Here is a 14,386-nt window from a genome sequence, read left to right as displayed (position 1 = left end):
GCCTTCAATAGACGGCGACGCGACGGGGCGGAGGCGCGGAAACCGGCCGTGTCTTGCGCTCCAGCGCCTCGGCCGCCTGAGCCAATCGCTCGACCGCCACGTCCAAAACAGGCTCCGGCAGAGTGTAGGGCAGCCGCAGCCGATGTTCGAAGGCGCCGTCCACGCCGAAGCGCGGACCGGACGCCAATCTCAAGCCGCGCTCGGCCGCCTGGACCACCAGGGCCGAGCTGATCGGCGCCGGCAGTTGCGCCCAGACGGAAAGGCCGCCCGCCGGCCGGGGACAGGCCCACAGCGGCAGCCGTTCCGCCAGCCGCATCCGCAGATGGTCGCGTCGCGCTCGCAGCAGAGGCCGTCGCGCCGCCAGGCCGGCGCCGCCGTCGCCCACCAGTTCGACCGCCGCCAGCTGCTCCAGGATCGGCGCGCCCAGATCGAAACTGGCGCGGCTTTGGGCGAGCCGCTGGATCACCGCCCGGTCCGCGCGAATCCACCCGATGCGCAACCCGCCCCAGACGCTCTTGGACAGGGAGCCCAGGCGCACGACACGCGGCGCATCGACCGCCGAGGCCGTCAGGGCGGGCGGGCCGCTGAGGGTCAGCTCCACCAGGGTCTCATCCAGCACCAGCAGGGTCTCGCACCCTTTCAGCCCCGCCAGAAGCCGCAGCCGATCCGCCGCCCGCATCATCCGCCCGGTGGGATTGTGATGGTCGAGGACCAGATAGGCCAGGGGCGCGCCACTGGTCCGACAGGCGGCGATCAGACCCTCCACATCCCACCCCTCAGTCCCCGCTCCCGCCCCGGCGTCGTCCGGCAGGGCGACCGGCGTGGGACGCGCGCCGGCCGCGAGAATGGCGTCCAGCGCCTGGGGATAGGTGGGATGGTCGAAGACGACCGGCTGACCCGGCCTGACCATCAGCCGCAGCAGATGAACCAGTCCATTGTGCGCCCCGTGGGTGATCAGAATCTGGGCGGGCGAGGTCGGCAAGCCGCGCTGGCGATAGGCGGCCGCCACCGCCTCGCGCAGGGCCTCAACCCCCAAGGCCTCATAGCCGTGGCCCGGCAAACGGATCGGCAGCCGCTCCAAGGCCCGGACATAGGCGGCGTGAACGCTGGGATCGGCCGGCAGGACGGCGGCGGTCAGGTCGAGTACCTCGTCCGCGCGGGAAGAGGTTCTAGCTTCAGGAAGGCCGCGCGAGCCGCCCGTCGGCGCCTCCCCCGGCAGGCTGGTCCGCGCCGAGGCGCCGCGTCCCCCCGTCAGAAACCCGTCATCCCGCAGTCGCCCATAGGCGGCCGACACGGTCGTACGGCTCAAACCCAGCGCCTGCGCCGCTTCGCGCTCGCCCGGCAGTCGCGCCGCCAGAGGCAGTCGTCCGTCCAGGATCAAAAGTCTGACGGCTCCGGCCAATTGACGGTAGGCCGGGCCGGCGCCCGGCGCGCGCCAAACGCCTAAGTGGCGGATCAGTGAGGCTGTGCCGATAGAGCGCGAGGACATGGGGCCAGAATGACAGAACTGGACCTTTTTTCCACAGCCAGTTCAGGCGAAACGCCTCTCATGACCCGCCGCCTGATCCAACTCTTCCTGGGCCTGAGCCTTTACGGCCTGTCCATCGCCCTGATCGTCAGGGCGGATCTGGGTCTCGACCCTTGGGACGTCCTGAGCCAGGGCGTTTTCGAACGGTTCGCCGAACCGGCCGGTCTCGGCTTCGGCATGGTGGTCAATCTGATCGGTATGACCGTGCTGCTGCTGTGGATTCCGCTGCGCCAGAAGCCGGGGATAGGCACGATCGCCAATGTTCTGGTCATCGGCTCGGTCGCCGGCCTGGCGCTGAGGCACATTCCGACGGACGCGGTCCTACCGGTTCGGAGCCTGTTCCTGGCGACGGGGATTGTGCTGAATGGCGTGGCGAGCGGCGCCTATATCGGGGCGGGCCTGGGTCCAGGACCGCGCGACGGCCTGATGACAGGTCTGGTCGCCCGCACCGGCTGGCCGATCAAGGCCGTGCGGACCGCCATCGAACTGACCGTCGTCGCCGCCGGCTGGGCCCTGGGCGGCTCGGTCGGGGTCGGGACGATCCTCTACGCCCTCGCCATCGGCCCGCTGGTCCAGATCTTCCTTCCGGCGTTCACGGTCGGAAAGGAGGACGGGCGGAAAACGCTTCCTGGCGGAAAACCGACGCGTCCAGCCTAACGGCGCCTTGTTCGGAACCCCTCAGGGCTGGAGCCGATAACCGCCCGCGTCGGTCAGCAGAAGCCTGGCCTGACCCGGCTCAGGCTCGATCTTCTGGCGCAGGCGATAGATGTGGGTTTCCAGGGTGTGGGTGGTGACACCGGCGTTATAGCCCCAGACCTCGGTCAGCAGCTCCTCGCGCGACACGGGCTTGGCGCCGGCGCGGTAGAGATACTTCAGGATGTTCGTCTCTTTTTCCGTCAGCCGCACCTTCTTGCCCTTGGCGTCCATCAGAACCTTGGCGGCGGGCCGGAACTCATAGGGGCCGATGGAGAAGACGGCGTCTTCCGACTGTTCGTGGCTGCGCAGATGGGCGCGGATGCGGGCCAGCAGGACCGCGAACCGGAAGGGCTTGGTGACATAGTCGTTGGCGCCCGCGTCCAGGCCCAGAATGGCGTCGGCGTCGGCGGACTGGGCGGTCAGCATGATGACCGGGGTGGAGACCCCGTCCTTGCGCAGCAGGCGGCAGGCCTCGCGGCCGTCCATGTCGGGCAGGTCGACGTCCAGCAGGATCAGGTCTGCGCGGATCTCGCGCCCCATACGAACGCCGTCCGCGGCGGTCGAGGCCTGCTGGGTCTTGAACTCTTCGTGCAGATTCAACTGCTCGGCCAAGGCCTCGCGCAGGTCGTCGTCGTCATCGATGATCAGGATGGTCTTGGGCGTGGGCATGGACAGACAATGGCGAGGCTTGGCCCCCGCGCCAAGGCTTGGGGGTGCGAATTCACGTCGAGTTACGGCCTAGAGACTGTTTCGGATGGTTTTCGTTCCCCGAACAACGCCGTTCCCACCCGGACATGGGTCGCGCCGCAGCGGATCGCCGTCTCGTAATCGCCGCTCATCCCCATGGACAGGACCGACAGGCCATTGTCCTCCGCCAACCGCGCCAGAAGCCGGAAATGGGGTTCAGGCGGCTCATCGGCGGGCGGAATACACATCAACCCCTCGACCGTCAGCCCATAGGTCTTCTGCGCCGTCGCGATCAGAGACTCGGCGGCGTCGGGCAGGACGCCGGCCTTCTGCGGCTCGGCCCCCGTATTGACCTGGATCAGCAGACGAGGCGATCGGCCCCGTTTCGCCGCAGCCTCGGCCAGGGTCCGCGCCAGCTTCTCCCGGTCCAGGGTCTCGATGACGTCAAACAGGGCCACGGCGTCTTCGGCCTTGTTGGTCTGGAGCGGCCCGATCAGACGCAGCTCCAGTTCCACTCCGCCGGGGCGGCCGTACAGGCCCTCGGCCCAACGTCCCTGGGCCTCCTGCACTCGGTTTTCGCCGAACACCCTCTGGCCCGCCGCCCTCATGGCCGCGACGGCCCCCGGCGGCTGGGTCTTGGAGACGGCGGTCAGAACGACGGTTTCGGGGTCGCGCCCGACGGCACGGCAGGCCTCTGCGATACGGGCGCGGACGACGGCCAGCCTGTCGGAGATTGCGGCGGCATCGGTGGACGGAGACGCCAAAGCGGGAGAAGAAGAGGTCATGATCCTGCCGGCCGGTTACAGCGACGATGCGCGCATGCTCTGGGATGCGGCCACCGCTCTAAACCGCGCCGCCGCCTCTGTCAGCCCGGCGGCGGCGCGTCTGCCGCCGCTGCTGTTCTTCACCGACCCGGCGCGCACCCCCCGCCCCTGGGAAACGGCGGCGCGCCTGCCGCCGGGATCGGGCGTGGTCTATCGCGCCTTCGGCGCCGATCAGGCGGTTGAGATCGGCCTTCGCCTGCGCGCCGTGACGCGAGAGGCCGGGGTTGAACTTCTGGTGGGAAAGGACGCCGATCTCGCCGACGCCGTGTCGGCCGACGGCCTGCATCTGCCGGAGAGAGAAGCTGATCGCGCCGCCGATGTGCGAAGACGGCGCCCGGATTGGCGGCTGACGGCGGCCTGGCACGGAGCCGGACCGCCGGCTTCAGGCGTTGAGGCCCTGATCCTGTCGCCGGTCTTTCCGGCTGGGGGCGCGTCGGCGACCAAGCCGGCTCTTGGGGCGCCGGCGTTCAAAACCCTAGTCGAACGCGCCGGGGTTCCGGTTTACGCCCTGGGAGGATTGCGTCCGGACCGGGTTGCTCTGCTGACGGGATCGGGCGCCTGCGGCCTGGCGGCGGTGGAGACGATCCAGTCCGCCTTCGGCGGCGTCAGAACTTGAAGATTGTTTCCAGACGGACGCGGGGCTGGGTGCGGGCGCTGGTCTCCGGCGCTCGTGCAGGATCAGCCTCCGGCGAGGCCACAGCCGCGGCGGCGCCGACGCGCAGACGGTCGTTGAGCCGGTAGTAGGCGCCGGCTTCGACGTCTCCCCAGTCCGTCTCGCGGCCCACAGGCTGGTTCAGACTGAAATCCAGGGCCCAGCGTCCGCTGTCGTTCAGACGCAGGCCGCGACGCTGCTGCGCGGGGGCGTGGCGCTGAGCCGACTGGGCTTCCGACAGAGACAGGCCCGAACCGCGCGACGCTGCGCTCTGCGCAAGCACAGGCGTGCCGGCGAGCAGAGCCGTCGCCACAACCAGTCCAGCCGAGAAACCGCCGAAACGCATTCCAAACCCTTCGAACGCCGCCGACGGCGACGCCTTCAACCCTGCCCCGGCGCTCTGGGCCGTGAACGCCGCGATTAGACACCGGGGGCGCTTGCGGTCAACGCAACGTTGGCCCCGGGGCGGGGTTCCTCCGCATTGTTGCAGCGCGATGTGGCTCAAGCGTCACGAGATTCGGGCCAAAACCGTCGTCTCCTCCGCCGCGAGACCGCTCCCGCGACGCCTCACGGCCGAGTTCGCCTTGTCATCGCCCCTTTTGCCCGTGTTATAGAACAGCGCAACGGCGCAGACCGTCAGAGCGACGCCGCGCGCGCGTGGGGGCGAGGGCCTTCACGTCCCTGAGTTTACGGAGACTTCCTTGATGAGCCTCAACAAGGCCCTGGTTCGCGGCGTCGCTGTCGCCTTGGTCTCAGGCTTGGCCCTGAGCGCCTGCTCCAGCCTTCCCTTTGTCGGAGACGGCAAGAAGAAGGCCAAGACGGACGTGCAGCAGGGCATCGGCGTCAACGGCTATCTTTGGCGCGCCTCGCTGGACACCCTCAGCTTCATGCCCCTGCTGACCGCCGATCCGTGGGGCGGGGTCATCAACTATGACTGGTACATCAATCCCCAGACGCCGAACGAGCGTTTCAAGGCCACCGTCTTCATCCTGGACACCCGTCTGCGCGCCGATGCGCTGAACGTGACCGTGACCAAGGAGATCAAGGGCCCCGACGGTCAGTGGACCGCCGCTCCGGTCGCCGCCCAGACCGAGGCGGACCTGGAAAACGCCATCCTGACCAAGGCCCGCCAGCTGAACCTGTCTAATGCGGGCTAAAGCAGGCGAACGCCTGCTTTAGCCTTCCTTGTAGGTGCGACCGCCCTTCGGGCTGCTTGAGCACCGTTTGGCTTAGACTCAGCCGCCGTTCTCGGATAGCCGAGACGCATTACTTCTTGGGCGCTGTCGTCCTTCGGGCTAGTGAGCCGGGAGGGCGGCAGCGCCCTTTTGACTTCAGGACGACCGTGGCCCGTTACGAACCCAAGACCGCCGAACCCCGCCAGCAGGCTCGCTGGGCCGAAGCCGCCGCCTTTGTGACCAAGGACACCGGCCGGCCGAAGTACTATGTGCTGGAGATGTTCCCCTATCCGTCGGGCAACATCCACATGGGCCACGCCCGCAACTATGTGATGGGCGACGTGGTGGCGCGGTCCAAGCGCGCGCAAGGCTACGACGTCCTGCACCCGATGGGCTGGGACGCCTTCGGCATGCCGGCCGAGAATGCGGCCATGGAACGCGGCATCCACCCGAAGGGCTGGACCTATTCCAACATCGCCAACATGCGCGAGCAGCTGAAACTGCTGGGCCTGTCGCTGGACTGGTCGCGCGAATTCGCCACCTGCGACCCGGAATACTACGGCAAGCAGCAGGCCTGGTTCCTGGAGCTTTATCGGCGCGGTCTGGTCTATCGCAAGGACGGGGTGGTCAACTGGGACCCGGTCGACAACACCGTCCTGGCCAATGAGCAGGTGATCGACGGGCGCGGCTGGCGTTCCGGCGCCGTGGTCGAGAAGCGCAAACTGAACCAGTGGTTCCTGCGCATCACCGACTATGCCGACGACCTTATCGACGGGCTGAAGACCCTGGATCGCTGGCCCGAGAAGGTTCGGCTGATGCAGGAGAACTGGATCGGGCGGTCCAAGGGACTGCAGATGACCTGGGCCTTCTCCGGCCAGGCCCCCGCCGGCTACGAGACCGGCGTCGAAATCTACACCACCCGGCCCGACACCCTGTTCGGCGCCAGCTTCCTGGGCCTGGCCCCGGATCACCCTATCTCGAAGCAACTGGCCGAGGCCGATCCGCGCGTCGCCGACTTCGTCGCCGAATGCCGCAAGGGCGGCGCCTCCCAGGCCGAGATCGAACAGGCCGAAAAGATCGGCTGGGACACGGGCTTGAAGGTTCTGCATCCCTTCACCGGCGCCGAAATCCCTGTCTGGATCGCCAACTTCATCCTGTCGGAATACGGCACGGGCGCCATCTTCGCCTGCCCGGCTCATGACCAGCGCGACCTGGACTTCGCCCGCAAATACGGCCTGCCGGTGATCCCGGTGGTCCGCCCCGAGGGCGCCGGCGACGACTTCGCCGTGGGCGAGGAGGCCTATACGGGCCCCGGCTCCATCTTCCATTCCGACTTCCTAGACGGGCTGGACATTGAGGCGGCCAAGGCCGAGGCGATCCACCGCGTCGAGGCGGCCGGGACGGGCCAGGGCGCGACCATCTATCGGCTGCGCGACTGGGGCGTGTCACGCCAGCGCTACTGGGGCTGCCCCATCCCGATCATCCACTGCCCATCCTGCGGCCCGGTGGAGGTTCCGGCCGACCAGCTGCCGGTCGAACTGCCCGAGGATGTGACCTTCGACGTGCCCGGTAATCCGCTGGACCGCCATCCGATCTGGAAACACGTCAAATGCCCGTCGTGCGGCCAGGATGCGACGCGCGAGACCGACACGCTCGACACCTTCGTCGACTCCAGCTGGTATTTCGCCCGCTTCACCGACCCGAAGGCGGCCGAGCCGATCAACACCGAGGCGGCGAACCGCTGGCTGGCGGTGGATCAGTATATCGGCGGGGTCGAGCACGCGGTCCTGCACCTGCTGTACGCCCGGTTCATCACCCGCGCCCTGTCGGACGCCGGCATGCTGGCGGTGAAGGAGCCGTTCGCGGGCCTGTTCACCCAGGGGATGGTGGTCCACGAGACCTATTTCGAAGGCCAGGACGAGGTCGGAAAGCCGCGCTGGGTCGAACCCACCGACGTCCGCATCGAGACGATCGACGGCCAGCGAATCGCCACCCGCCTGTCGAACGGCGCGCGTCTTTCGATCGGCGACATCGAGAAGATGTCCAAGTCCAAGAAGAACGTCGTCGCGCCTCAGGAAATCCTGGAAAGCCACGGGGTGGACGCCGGGCGTTTGTTCGTCCTGTCCGACAGCCCGCCCGAGCGGGACGTGCAATGGACGCCGGGCGGGGTCGAGGGCGCCAGCCGGTTCGTGCAGCGGACCTGGAGCCTGTTCGACGCCTATGACCCCGGCTTCGCCGGCGAGGACAAGGCCAACGCCGAACTGCTGCGAGAGACCCACAAGGCCATCAAGGCCGTGTCCGAGGGGGTCGAAGGCTTCCGCTTCAACTCGGCCATCGCCAAGCTCTACGCCTTCGTCGCCGCGGTGCGTGACAGCGCCCAGGCGGGCGGCGAAGCCAAGCGTCAGGCCCTCTCGGCCCTGGCGCGCCTGATCGCCCCCTTCACCCCCCACCTGGCTGAAGAATGCTGGACCCGGCTGGGAGAGGACGGGATGGTTCTGGACGCGCCCTGGCCGGTGTGGGACGCTGCGCTCGCGGCCGACGACGAGGTGGTTCTGCCCATCCAGATCAACGGCAAGCGTCGGGCGGAAATCCGCGTTGCGCGCGGCATGGAGCCGGCCGAGGTCGAGGCCCTGGTTCTGGCCGATGAGACGGTTAAGGCGCGTCTGGAGGGTCTGAGCGTGAAGAAGATCGTCGTGGTCAAGGATCGGATCGTCAATCTGGTGGCCGGCTGATGCGCGTCCCAACCAGCCTTGCCCTACTAAGCGTCCTGGCGCTCTCCGCCTGCGGCTTTACGCCCATGTACGCCGAGCCGGGCGTGGGCTCGCCCCTGCGCCGGATCGCGGTGACGGCCCAGGACGACCGACTGGGCTATCGCCTGCGTGAACAGCTGGAGGACGCCCTGGCCTCGGACCGGTCCGCCGCGCCGCTTTACCGGCTGACGACCCGTGTCGAACAGGACCGGCGGCCCCTGGGGCGCCGGATCGACGACACCGCCACCCGCTATGAGCTGACGGTCAAGGCGACCTGGACCTTGACGCCCATCGCGGGAGGCGCGCCCACGACCGGGGTGGAGACCGTCACCACCACCTACGCCGCCGACGACCAGCCCTATGCCGCCATCGCCGCCCAGCAGGACGGTGAAGAACGCGCGGCCGCCGAACTGGCGCGTCTGATCCGGCTGGACCTGATGCAGGCCCTGTCGAACCGGTGATTCTGGCCAAACGCCCCGAGATCGACCGCTTTCTGAAGGCGCCCGATCCGGCGATCCGAGCAGCGGTGATCCACGGCAAGGATCGGTCGGGCGTCGCCGAACGGGCCGAGATCCTGTGCAGGGCGATCACCCCGGACCTGAACGACCCTTTCAACGTCACCGTCCTGACCGACAGCGACATCGACAGCGAAGAAAGCAAGCTTGAAGAGGCCTTGACGGCCATGTCCCTGATGGGCGGGCGCCGTCTGGTGCGGATCCGGCTGTCGGCGCTGAAACCCGGAGTGGACAAGGCGGTGGCCGCCGCCGTCAAGATCCATGCCGAGGGCGGCTATAATCCCGACGCCATGCTGGTGGTCGAGGCCGACCAGCTGGGCCGTGACTCCGCCCTGCGCAAGACCGCCGAGAAGGAGGCCGGCGCCGTCGGCATCGTCTGCTATGAAGACGAGACCGGCGACGTCGCCCGCATGACTCGCGAGGCCCTGGCGGCCGACAAGGTGGGTCTGACCGCCGACGCCCTCGATCGTTTCGTGGCTCGCCTGCCGCGTGAGCGGGGTCTGATGCGCCAGGAGATCGAACGCCTGGCCCTGTTCATCGGTCCCGGTTCCGGGCGGACGATCGACAGCGAGCTTCTGGACCAGCATCTGGGGGTCGAGCCGGACGCCTCCCTGTCCGACGCCGCGCTTCAGGCCTTCGGCGGGCGGCCCGGTCCGGCTCAAGCGGGTCTGCGTCGCGCCTTCGCAGAGGGCGAATCCTCGGTCCTGGCGGTCCGGTCCGCCGCCCTGCATCTGGGGCGGCTGCGGCGGATCAATATTCTTCAGGCCAACGGCGCCGGCGCCAAGGAGGCCGCCAAGGCGGCGGGCGTCTTCTGGAAACAGGAGGCGGAAATGCTGCGTCAGGCCCGCGCCTGGCGTCTGGAGGCGCTGGACGAGGTGCTCGACAGCGTCAACACCGCCGACGTCGCCACCAAGACGACCGGCATGCCCGACCAGCTGATCGCCGAACGCCTGCTGCTGGAGATCGCCGGACGGGCAAAGCGTCTGGGGCTTTGAGCGGAGCTGCTGCGGCTCAGCCTCGCTTTGACGCCTTGCGGAAGGCGGGCTTGGCCAGGGCCATGTTGCGGGCGGCCACGCTGCGCTCGTCGCCGGCGGACTGAGCGCCGGCTGGACCGCCGAAACCCTGGCTCGCTCCGCCCTGCCGGCGCGCCTTCTTGGCGGCCAGCGCCTGTTTCAGATTTTCGGCGGCGGTTGGCGGCGGAACATCATCGGTCATTCCACCTGTCTAGCACATCGCGGGGCTCAGCCGCGCATCAATCGACGGCACAGGTCGTCGAGCTGTTCCAGAGAGCCGTAGCGAATGGTCAGCTCGCCCTTGCCTGCGCGGTCGTTCAACTGAACGGACAGGCCCAGGGCGTCAGCCAAATCCTGTTGCAGGGCGGCGACGTCGGCGGTTCCTTCCTCGTTGGGGGCGGGCTTGGCCTTGACCGGCTTGGGGCCCTCGGCGGCGCGGCGGGCCAGGGCCTCGACCTGGCGAACGTTCAGCCCCTCATTATAGGCCTGCTCGGCCAGGGCGCCGGCGTTGGGCGCCGTCACCAGGGCGCGGGCATGGCCGGCCGTCAACTTGCCGTTCCGCACATACCACAGCACTTCTTCAGGCAGTTGCAGCAGACGCAGGGTGTTGGCCACATGGCTGCGGCTCTTGCCGACGATGCCGGCGACCTGATCCTGGGTGCGGCCGAACCGCTCCATCAGCATCCGATAGGCGTCGGCTTCTTCCAGCGGGTTCAGATCGGCGCGCTGGACGTTCTCGATGATGGCGACTTCGTAAACCTCGACGTCATCCATTTCATGGACGACGATCGGCACCTCCGTCAGCCGGGCCGCCTGGGAAGCGCGCCAGCGGCGCTCACCGGCGATAATCTGCCAGACCCCCTCCTCCTTGGGATGGGTGCGGACCAGGATCGGCTGAAGCACCCCCTTGTCACGGATGGAGGCCGTCAGTTCATCCAGCTGTTCCTGGGTGAAGATTTTCCGAGGCTGATCGGGATTGGGCTTCAAACTCTCGATCGGCACGCGCTGCACGCCGGAAGGCATTGCGGCGTTGGGCGCCGTCGGCGCCTCGATGTTCTCGCCCATCAGGGCCGACAGGCCGCGGCCCAGACCTCTTTGTCGTTCAGCCAAAATACTGTTCCGTTTCTTCTTCTAATCAGGCGTGTAGCGGCCGTTCAGGCGGCCAGCTTCTGGCGCTGGCGTTCGCGCTTCACCACTTCCTTGGCCAGGCGCAGATAGGCCTGACTGCCGGCGCATTTGAGATCATAGATCAGGGCGGGCTTTCCGAACGACGGCGCCTCGGCGACCCGAACATTTCTCGGGATGACGCTGTCATAGACCTTGTCGCCAAAATGGGCGCGCACGTCATTGGCGACCTGGCCCGACAGGGCGCTCCGCCGATCGAACATCGTCAGCACCAGCCCCTGGATTTCGAGAGACGGGTTCAGGCTCTGTTTGACCATGTCGATGGTCCGCATCAACTGGCTGAGCCCTTCAAGCGCAAAGAACTCGCATTGGAGCGGCACAAGAACCGCATCCGCCGCCGCCATGGCGTTCAGGGTCAGCAGGTTCAGCGACGGCGGACAGTCGATCAGCACATAGTCATACGCGGTAGGGCCGTCGTCATGCTGCCGAAGAGCGTCCCTCAAGCGATAGGATCGCCGATCCGCCTGGCTCAACTCGATCTCAACCCCCGACATGTCCGCATCGGCAGGGACGATCCAGAGCCCCGGAACAGTGGTCTGGACGGCGGCGTCTTCGATAGAGCGCTGATCCACCACCACATCATAGATGGTGACCCGTCGTGTTTCACGTGGAACGCCCAAACCGGTCGAGGCATTGCCCTGGGGGTCCATGTCGACGATCAGCACCCGCTTTCCGATAGCGGCCAGGGCGGTTCCCAGATTGATCGCCGTCGTGGTCTTGCCCACGCCGCCCTTCTGGTTGGAGACGGCGAGAACACGGGCAGGCAGTTTGTTAGTGCTTGGAACGGGCACGACGAACACTCCGGACGGTCACGATGCGGCCGCGCGGGTCGCTTTGCGACGGGGCCAGTTCAGCCTCGAAATGCCAGGATTTACGGGCCTCGATCAACTCGGATTCGACCCTTTCCCCCTTGAGGAACAGACCTTGTGCACCCCTTTCAAAGTAGGGCTGTGCATAACCCAGCAGCCGCTCCATTGGGGCCACAGCGCGAGCGGTCACCACGTCGCATTTTAGGGTCTGATCCTCCGCCCGGCCGTTGATCACCGTGGCGGGCAGGGCGAACGCATCGACCGCCTCCTGCAGAAACCGACAACGTTTCCCCAAGCTGTCGATCAGCCAAACCCGGGCGTCCGATCGTCCCTTCAGCATGATCGCCAGGACCACGCCGGGAAAACCCGCGCCCGCGCCGAGGTCCGCCCAACAACGCGCCGAGGGCGCCGTCTGCAGCAGTTGCGCGCTGTCCCAGGCGTGGCGGTTCCAAAAATCCGGCAGGCTGTCCGGCCCAACGAGATTCATTACCGCGTTCGCCTCGCCTAACCGCAGGCGAAAGGCCTCCAGATCGGCCATCTGCGCATCTGAAGCGCCCGCCTTGCGCCGGAAGGCGGCCATCTCCCCCTCCAACATCAGGCGACCGCCTCGACCTTGGGCGACTTTTTGACATGGGCGAGCAGGGCCGTCAGGGCGCCCGGCGTCATGCCCTCGATACGCCCCGCCTGGCCGAGGGTGCGGGGTCTGATGCGGCTGAGCTTTTCGCGCACCTCATTGGACAGGCTGCCGATGACGGCGTAGTCGAGATCGACCGGCAGGATCAAATCCTCCTCGGAGCGAAGGGCCTGGGCGTCGATCGCCTGGCGATCGAGATAGTTGGCGTATCCGGCGTCGATTTCGACCTGCTCACGAACTTCAGGGGTCCAGTCCGCAATGGTTGGAATGGTCGGCATGAACTGTTGCAGGGTGACGCCCGGAAAGGCGAGCAGTTCACGCATGGAGCGGCGACGGCCGTCGGCATTCACGGGAATGCCCAGGGCATTGGCCTCTTTCGGCGTAAAAAGCGTTTCACGTGAAACACAGCTCGCCAAGGCCAAGGCGCCGGCCTTGTCCGAGAAGCGCGCGGCCCTGTCGGAGCCGACGATCCCCAGCTTCATCGCCAGCGGCGTCAGCCGCTGATCCGCATTGTCGGCCCGCAGCGTCAGACGGTATTCGGCCCGGCTGGTGAACATGCGATAGGGTTCGGTGACGCCCCGCGTCACCAGGTCATCGACCATGACGCCGATATAGGCCTGGTCACGACCCAGGATCACAGCGTCTTGACCCGTCGCCGCTCGGGCGGCGTTCAGCCCGGCCATCAAGCCCTGGGCCGCCGCCTCCTCATAGCCGGTCGTCCCATTGATCTGGCCGGCCAGATAGAGACCGGGTCGCTTCTTGACCTCGAGAGCGGCCGTCAGTTCGCGCGGATCGACATAGTCGTATTCGATCGCATAGCCGTAACGGAAGACCTCAACAGTCTCCAAACCGGGGATGGTCCGCAGGAAGGCCTGCTGGGTGGCTTCGGATACGGAGGTCGAAATCCCGTTGGGATAGACGGTCGGATCATCCAGACCTTCCGGTTCAAGGAAGATCTGGTGGCTGGTCTTGTCAGCGAACCGCACGACCTTGTCCTCGATCGAAGGGCAGTAGCGGGGGCCGCGCCCGGACAGACGCCCTCCATAGACTGCGCTTTCACCCAGGTTCTCGGCGATGAGGCGATGGGTCTGTTCGGTCGTGTGGGTGACACCGCAGGCGATCTGGGGAACGGTGATCCGATCCGTCAGAAAGGAGAAGGCGCTGGGGATCTCGTCGGCCTCCTGCATCTCCAGCCGGTCCCAGGCGATGGTCCGCCCATCCAGTCGCGCCGGCGTTCCAGTCTTTAACCGGCCCATGGTCAGGCCGGCGGCGTGCAGATCAACGGCCAGACCCGTCGAGGGCGCCTCGCCGTGCCGGCCTGCCGGAATACGCTCCTCGCCCCGATGAATGACGCCGTTCAGGAAGGTGCCGGTCGTCAGGACGACAGCAGCGGCTCGAATCCTCTCCCCTGCCCAGGTAATGACGCCCGTGACGCGATCGCCGTCCAAGATCAGCCGCTCCGCCGTGCCGGCCATCAGCGTCAGGTTCGCCGTTTGAGCCAGTTCCGCCTGCATGGCTTCCCGATACAGGCGTCGGTCGATCTGGCTGCGTGGTCCCCGAACGGCGGCGCCCTTGGACCGGTTCAGCAGTCGGAATTGGATGCCCGAGGCGTCCGCCAGACGGCCCATGATCCCGTCCATGGCGTCGATCTCACGCACGAGATGCCCCTTGCCCAGGCCGCCGATAGCGGGGTTGCAGGACATTTCGCCGATGGTCTCCAGCTTCTGGGTCAGAAGCAGGGTTCGGGCCCCCGCGCGCGCAGAGGCGGCGGCGGCTTCACAGCCGGCGTGGCCGCCGCCGATGACGACGACGTCGAACGAATGGTCGCTTGTGGGGATCATGGGCGCCACATAGGCCAAAAAGCCGGATTTCGCCAGAGGTGAGCGCGCTCGACAGCGACGACAGGGTTCGCTGAACG

General features: G+C 67.2%; 15 protein-coding genes. 6 read left to right on the top strand and 9 right to left on the bottom strand.

Annotated elements, in window-relative coordinates; all coding sequences use genetic code 11:
• Nucleotides 1-4: 4 nt before the first annotated feature.
• Nucleotides 5-1,489: a MocR-like transcription factor YczR gene (gene yczR, locus JL11_RS03450; RefSeq protein WP_054764426.1), complete on the bottom strand. Its 1,485-nt coding sequence runs from the start codon at nucleotides 1,487-1,489 to the stop codon at nucleotides 5-7.
• Between the two features lie 60 nt (nucleotides 1,490-1,549).
• On the opposite strand from yczR, the gene yczE reads away from it, so the two are divergent.
• On the top strand, nucleotides 1,550-2,185 hold the full coding sequence (gene yczE, locus JL11_RS03445; protein WP_082382574.1) for a membrane protein YczE: 636 nt from the start codon (nucleotides 1,550-1,552) through the stop codon (nucleotides 2,183-2,185).
• 21 nt (nucleotides 2,186-2,206) lie between these two features.
• Here the strand turns inward: yczE and JL11_RS03440 are convergent, their stop codons facing one another.
• Nucleotides 2,207-2,893, bottom strand: a complete 687-nt coding sequence (locus JL11_RS03440; RefSeq protein WP_054764424.1) for a response regulator transcription factor — start codon at nucleotides 2,891-2,893, stop codon at nucleotides 2,207-2,209.
• Nucleotides 2,894-2,955: 62 nt separating this feature from the next.
• The gene (locus JL11_RS03435) at nucleotides 2,956-3,696 is read right to left on the bottom strand and encodes a YggS family pyridoxal phosphate-dependent enzyme (protein WP_054764423.1); all 741 of its coding nucleotides are present in this window, start codon (nucleotides 3,694-3,696) and stop codon (nucleotides 2,956-2,958) included.
• Here JL11_RS03435 and JL11_RS03430 point away from each other — a divergent pair.
• Entirely contained in the window at nucleotides 3,695-4,351 is a 657-nt protein-coding gene (locus JL11_RS03430) for a thiamine phosphate synthase (RefSeq protein ID WP_054764422.1), read from the top strand. The genes JL11_RS03435 and JL11_RS03430 overlap by 2 nt on opposite strands.
• Here JL11_RS03430 and JL11_RS03425 read toward each other — a convergent pair.
• Nucleotides 4,341-4,733 carry an NtrZ family periplasmic regulatory protein gene (locus JL11_RS03425; protein WP_054764421.1) on the bottom strand — a complete coding sequence of 131 codons (393 nt, stop codon included), beginning with the start codon at nucleotides 4,731-4,733 and terminating at the stop codon, nucleotides 4,341-4,343. The genes JL11_RS03430 and JL11_RS03425 overlap by 11 nt on opposite strands.
• A 358-nt stretch (nucleotides 4,734-5,091) precedes the next feature.
• Here JL11_RS03425 and JL11_RS03420 point away from each other — a divergent pair, with 358 nt between their 5' ends.
• The 4 genes from JL11_RS03420 to holA all read left to right on the top strand — a co-directional run bounded on the left by JL11_RS03420 (nucleotide 5,092) and on the right by holA (nucleotide 9,822).
• Complete coding sequence (locus JL11_RS03420) at nucleotides 5,092-5,544, top strand: DUF3576 domain-containing protein (RefSeq protein ID WP_054764420.1); 453 nt, start codon at nucleotides 5,092-5,094, stop codon at nucleotides 5,542-5,544.
• A gap of 185 nt (nucleotides 5,545-5,729) precedes the next feature.
• The gene (gene leuS / locus JL11_RS03415; RefSeq protein ID WP_054764419.1) at nucleotides 5,730-8,294 is read left to right on the top strand and encodes a leucine--tRNA ligase; all 2,565 of its coding nucleotides are present in this window, start codon (nucleotides 5,730-5,732) and stop codon (nucleotides 8,292-8,294) included.
• On the top strand, nucleotides 8,294-8,773 hold the full coding sequence (gene lptE / locus JL11_RS03410; RefSeq protein ID WP_054764418.1) for an LPS assembly lipoprotein LptE: 480 nt from the start codon (nucleotides 8,294-8,296) through the stop codon (nucleotides 8,771-8,773). Before leuS ends, lptE begins: the two co-directional genes overlap by 1 nt.
• Entirely contained in the window at nucleotides 8,770-9,822 is a 1,053-nt protein-coding gene (gene holA / locus JL11_RS03405) for a DNA polymerase III subunit delta (RefSeq protein ID WP_054764417.1), read from the top strand. Before lptE ends, holA begins: the two co-directional genes overlap by 4 nt.
• 16 nt (nucleotides 9,823-9,838) lie before the next feature.
• Here holA and JL11_RS03400 read toward each other — a convergent pair whose 3' ends face one another.
• Genes JL11_RS03400 through mnmG form a run of 5 tightly spaced genes read right to left on the bottom strand, consistent with a single transcriptional unit; the run spans nucleotide 9,839 to nucleotide 14,309 of the window.
• Nucleotides 9,839-10,042, bottom strand: a complete 204-nt coding sequence (locus JL11_RS03400; RefSeq protein WP_054764416.1) for a hypothetical protein — start codon at nucleotides 10,040-10,042, stop codon at nucleotides 9,839-9,841.
• A gap of 26 nt (nucleotides 10,043-10,068) precedes the next feature.
• Nucleotides 10,069-10,950, bottom strand: a complete 882-nt coding sequence (locus JL11_RS03395; RefSeq protein WP_197273340.1) for a ParB/RepB/Spo0J family partition protein — start codon at nucleotides 10,948-10,950, stop codon at nucleotides 10,069-10,071.
• Nucleotides 10,951-10,994: 44 nt separating this feature from the next.
• The gene (locus JL11_RS03390; RefSeq protein WP_054766787.1) at nucleotides 10,995-11,792 is read right to left on the bottom strand and encodes a ParA family protein; all 798 of its coding nucleotides are present in this window, start codon (nucleotides 11,790-11,792) and stop codon (nucleotides 10,995-10,997) included.
• A 4-nt stretch (nucleotides 11,793-11,796) separates the two neighbouring features.
• Nucleotides 11,797-12,414: a 16S rRNA (guanine(527)-N(7))-methyltransferase RsmG gene (gene rsmG / locus JL11_RS03385; protein ID WP_054766786.1), complete on the bottom strand. Its 618-nt coding sequence runs from the start codon at nucleotides 12,412-12,414 to the stop codon at nucleotides 11,797-11,799.
• Between the two features lie 14 nt (nucleotides 12,415-12,428).
• Nucleotides 12,429-14,309 carry a tRNA uridine-5-carboxymethylaminomethyl(34) synthesis enzyme MnmG gene (gene mnmG, locus JL11_RS03380; RefSeq protein WP_054766785.1) on the bottom strand — a complete coding sequence of 627 codons (1,881 nt, stop codon included), beginning with the start codon at nucleotides 14,307-14,309 and terminating at the stop codon, nucleotides 12,429-12,431.
• Between the last annotated feature and the right edge of the window lie 77 nt (nucleotides 14,310-14,386).

The organism is Brevundimonas sp. DS20, assembly GCF_001310255.1.
Lineage (GTDB): Bacteria > Pseudomonadota > Alphaproteobacteria > Caulobacterales > Caulobacteraceae > Brevundimonas > Brevundimonas aurantiaca.
Note: the sequence above shows the minus strand (reverse complement) of the source record. Positions and strands in the feature narration are given on the sequence as shown.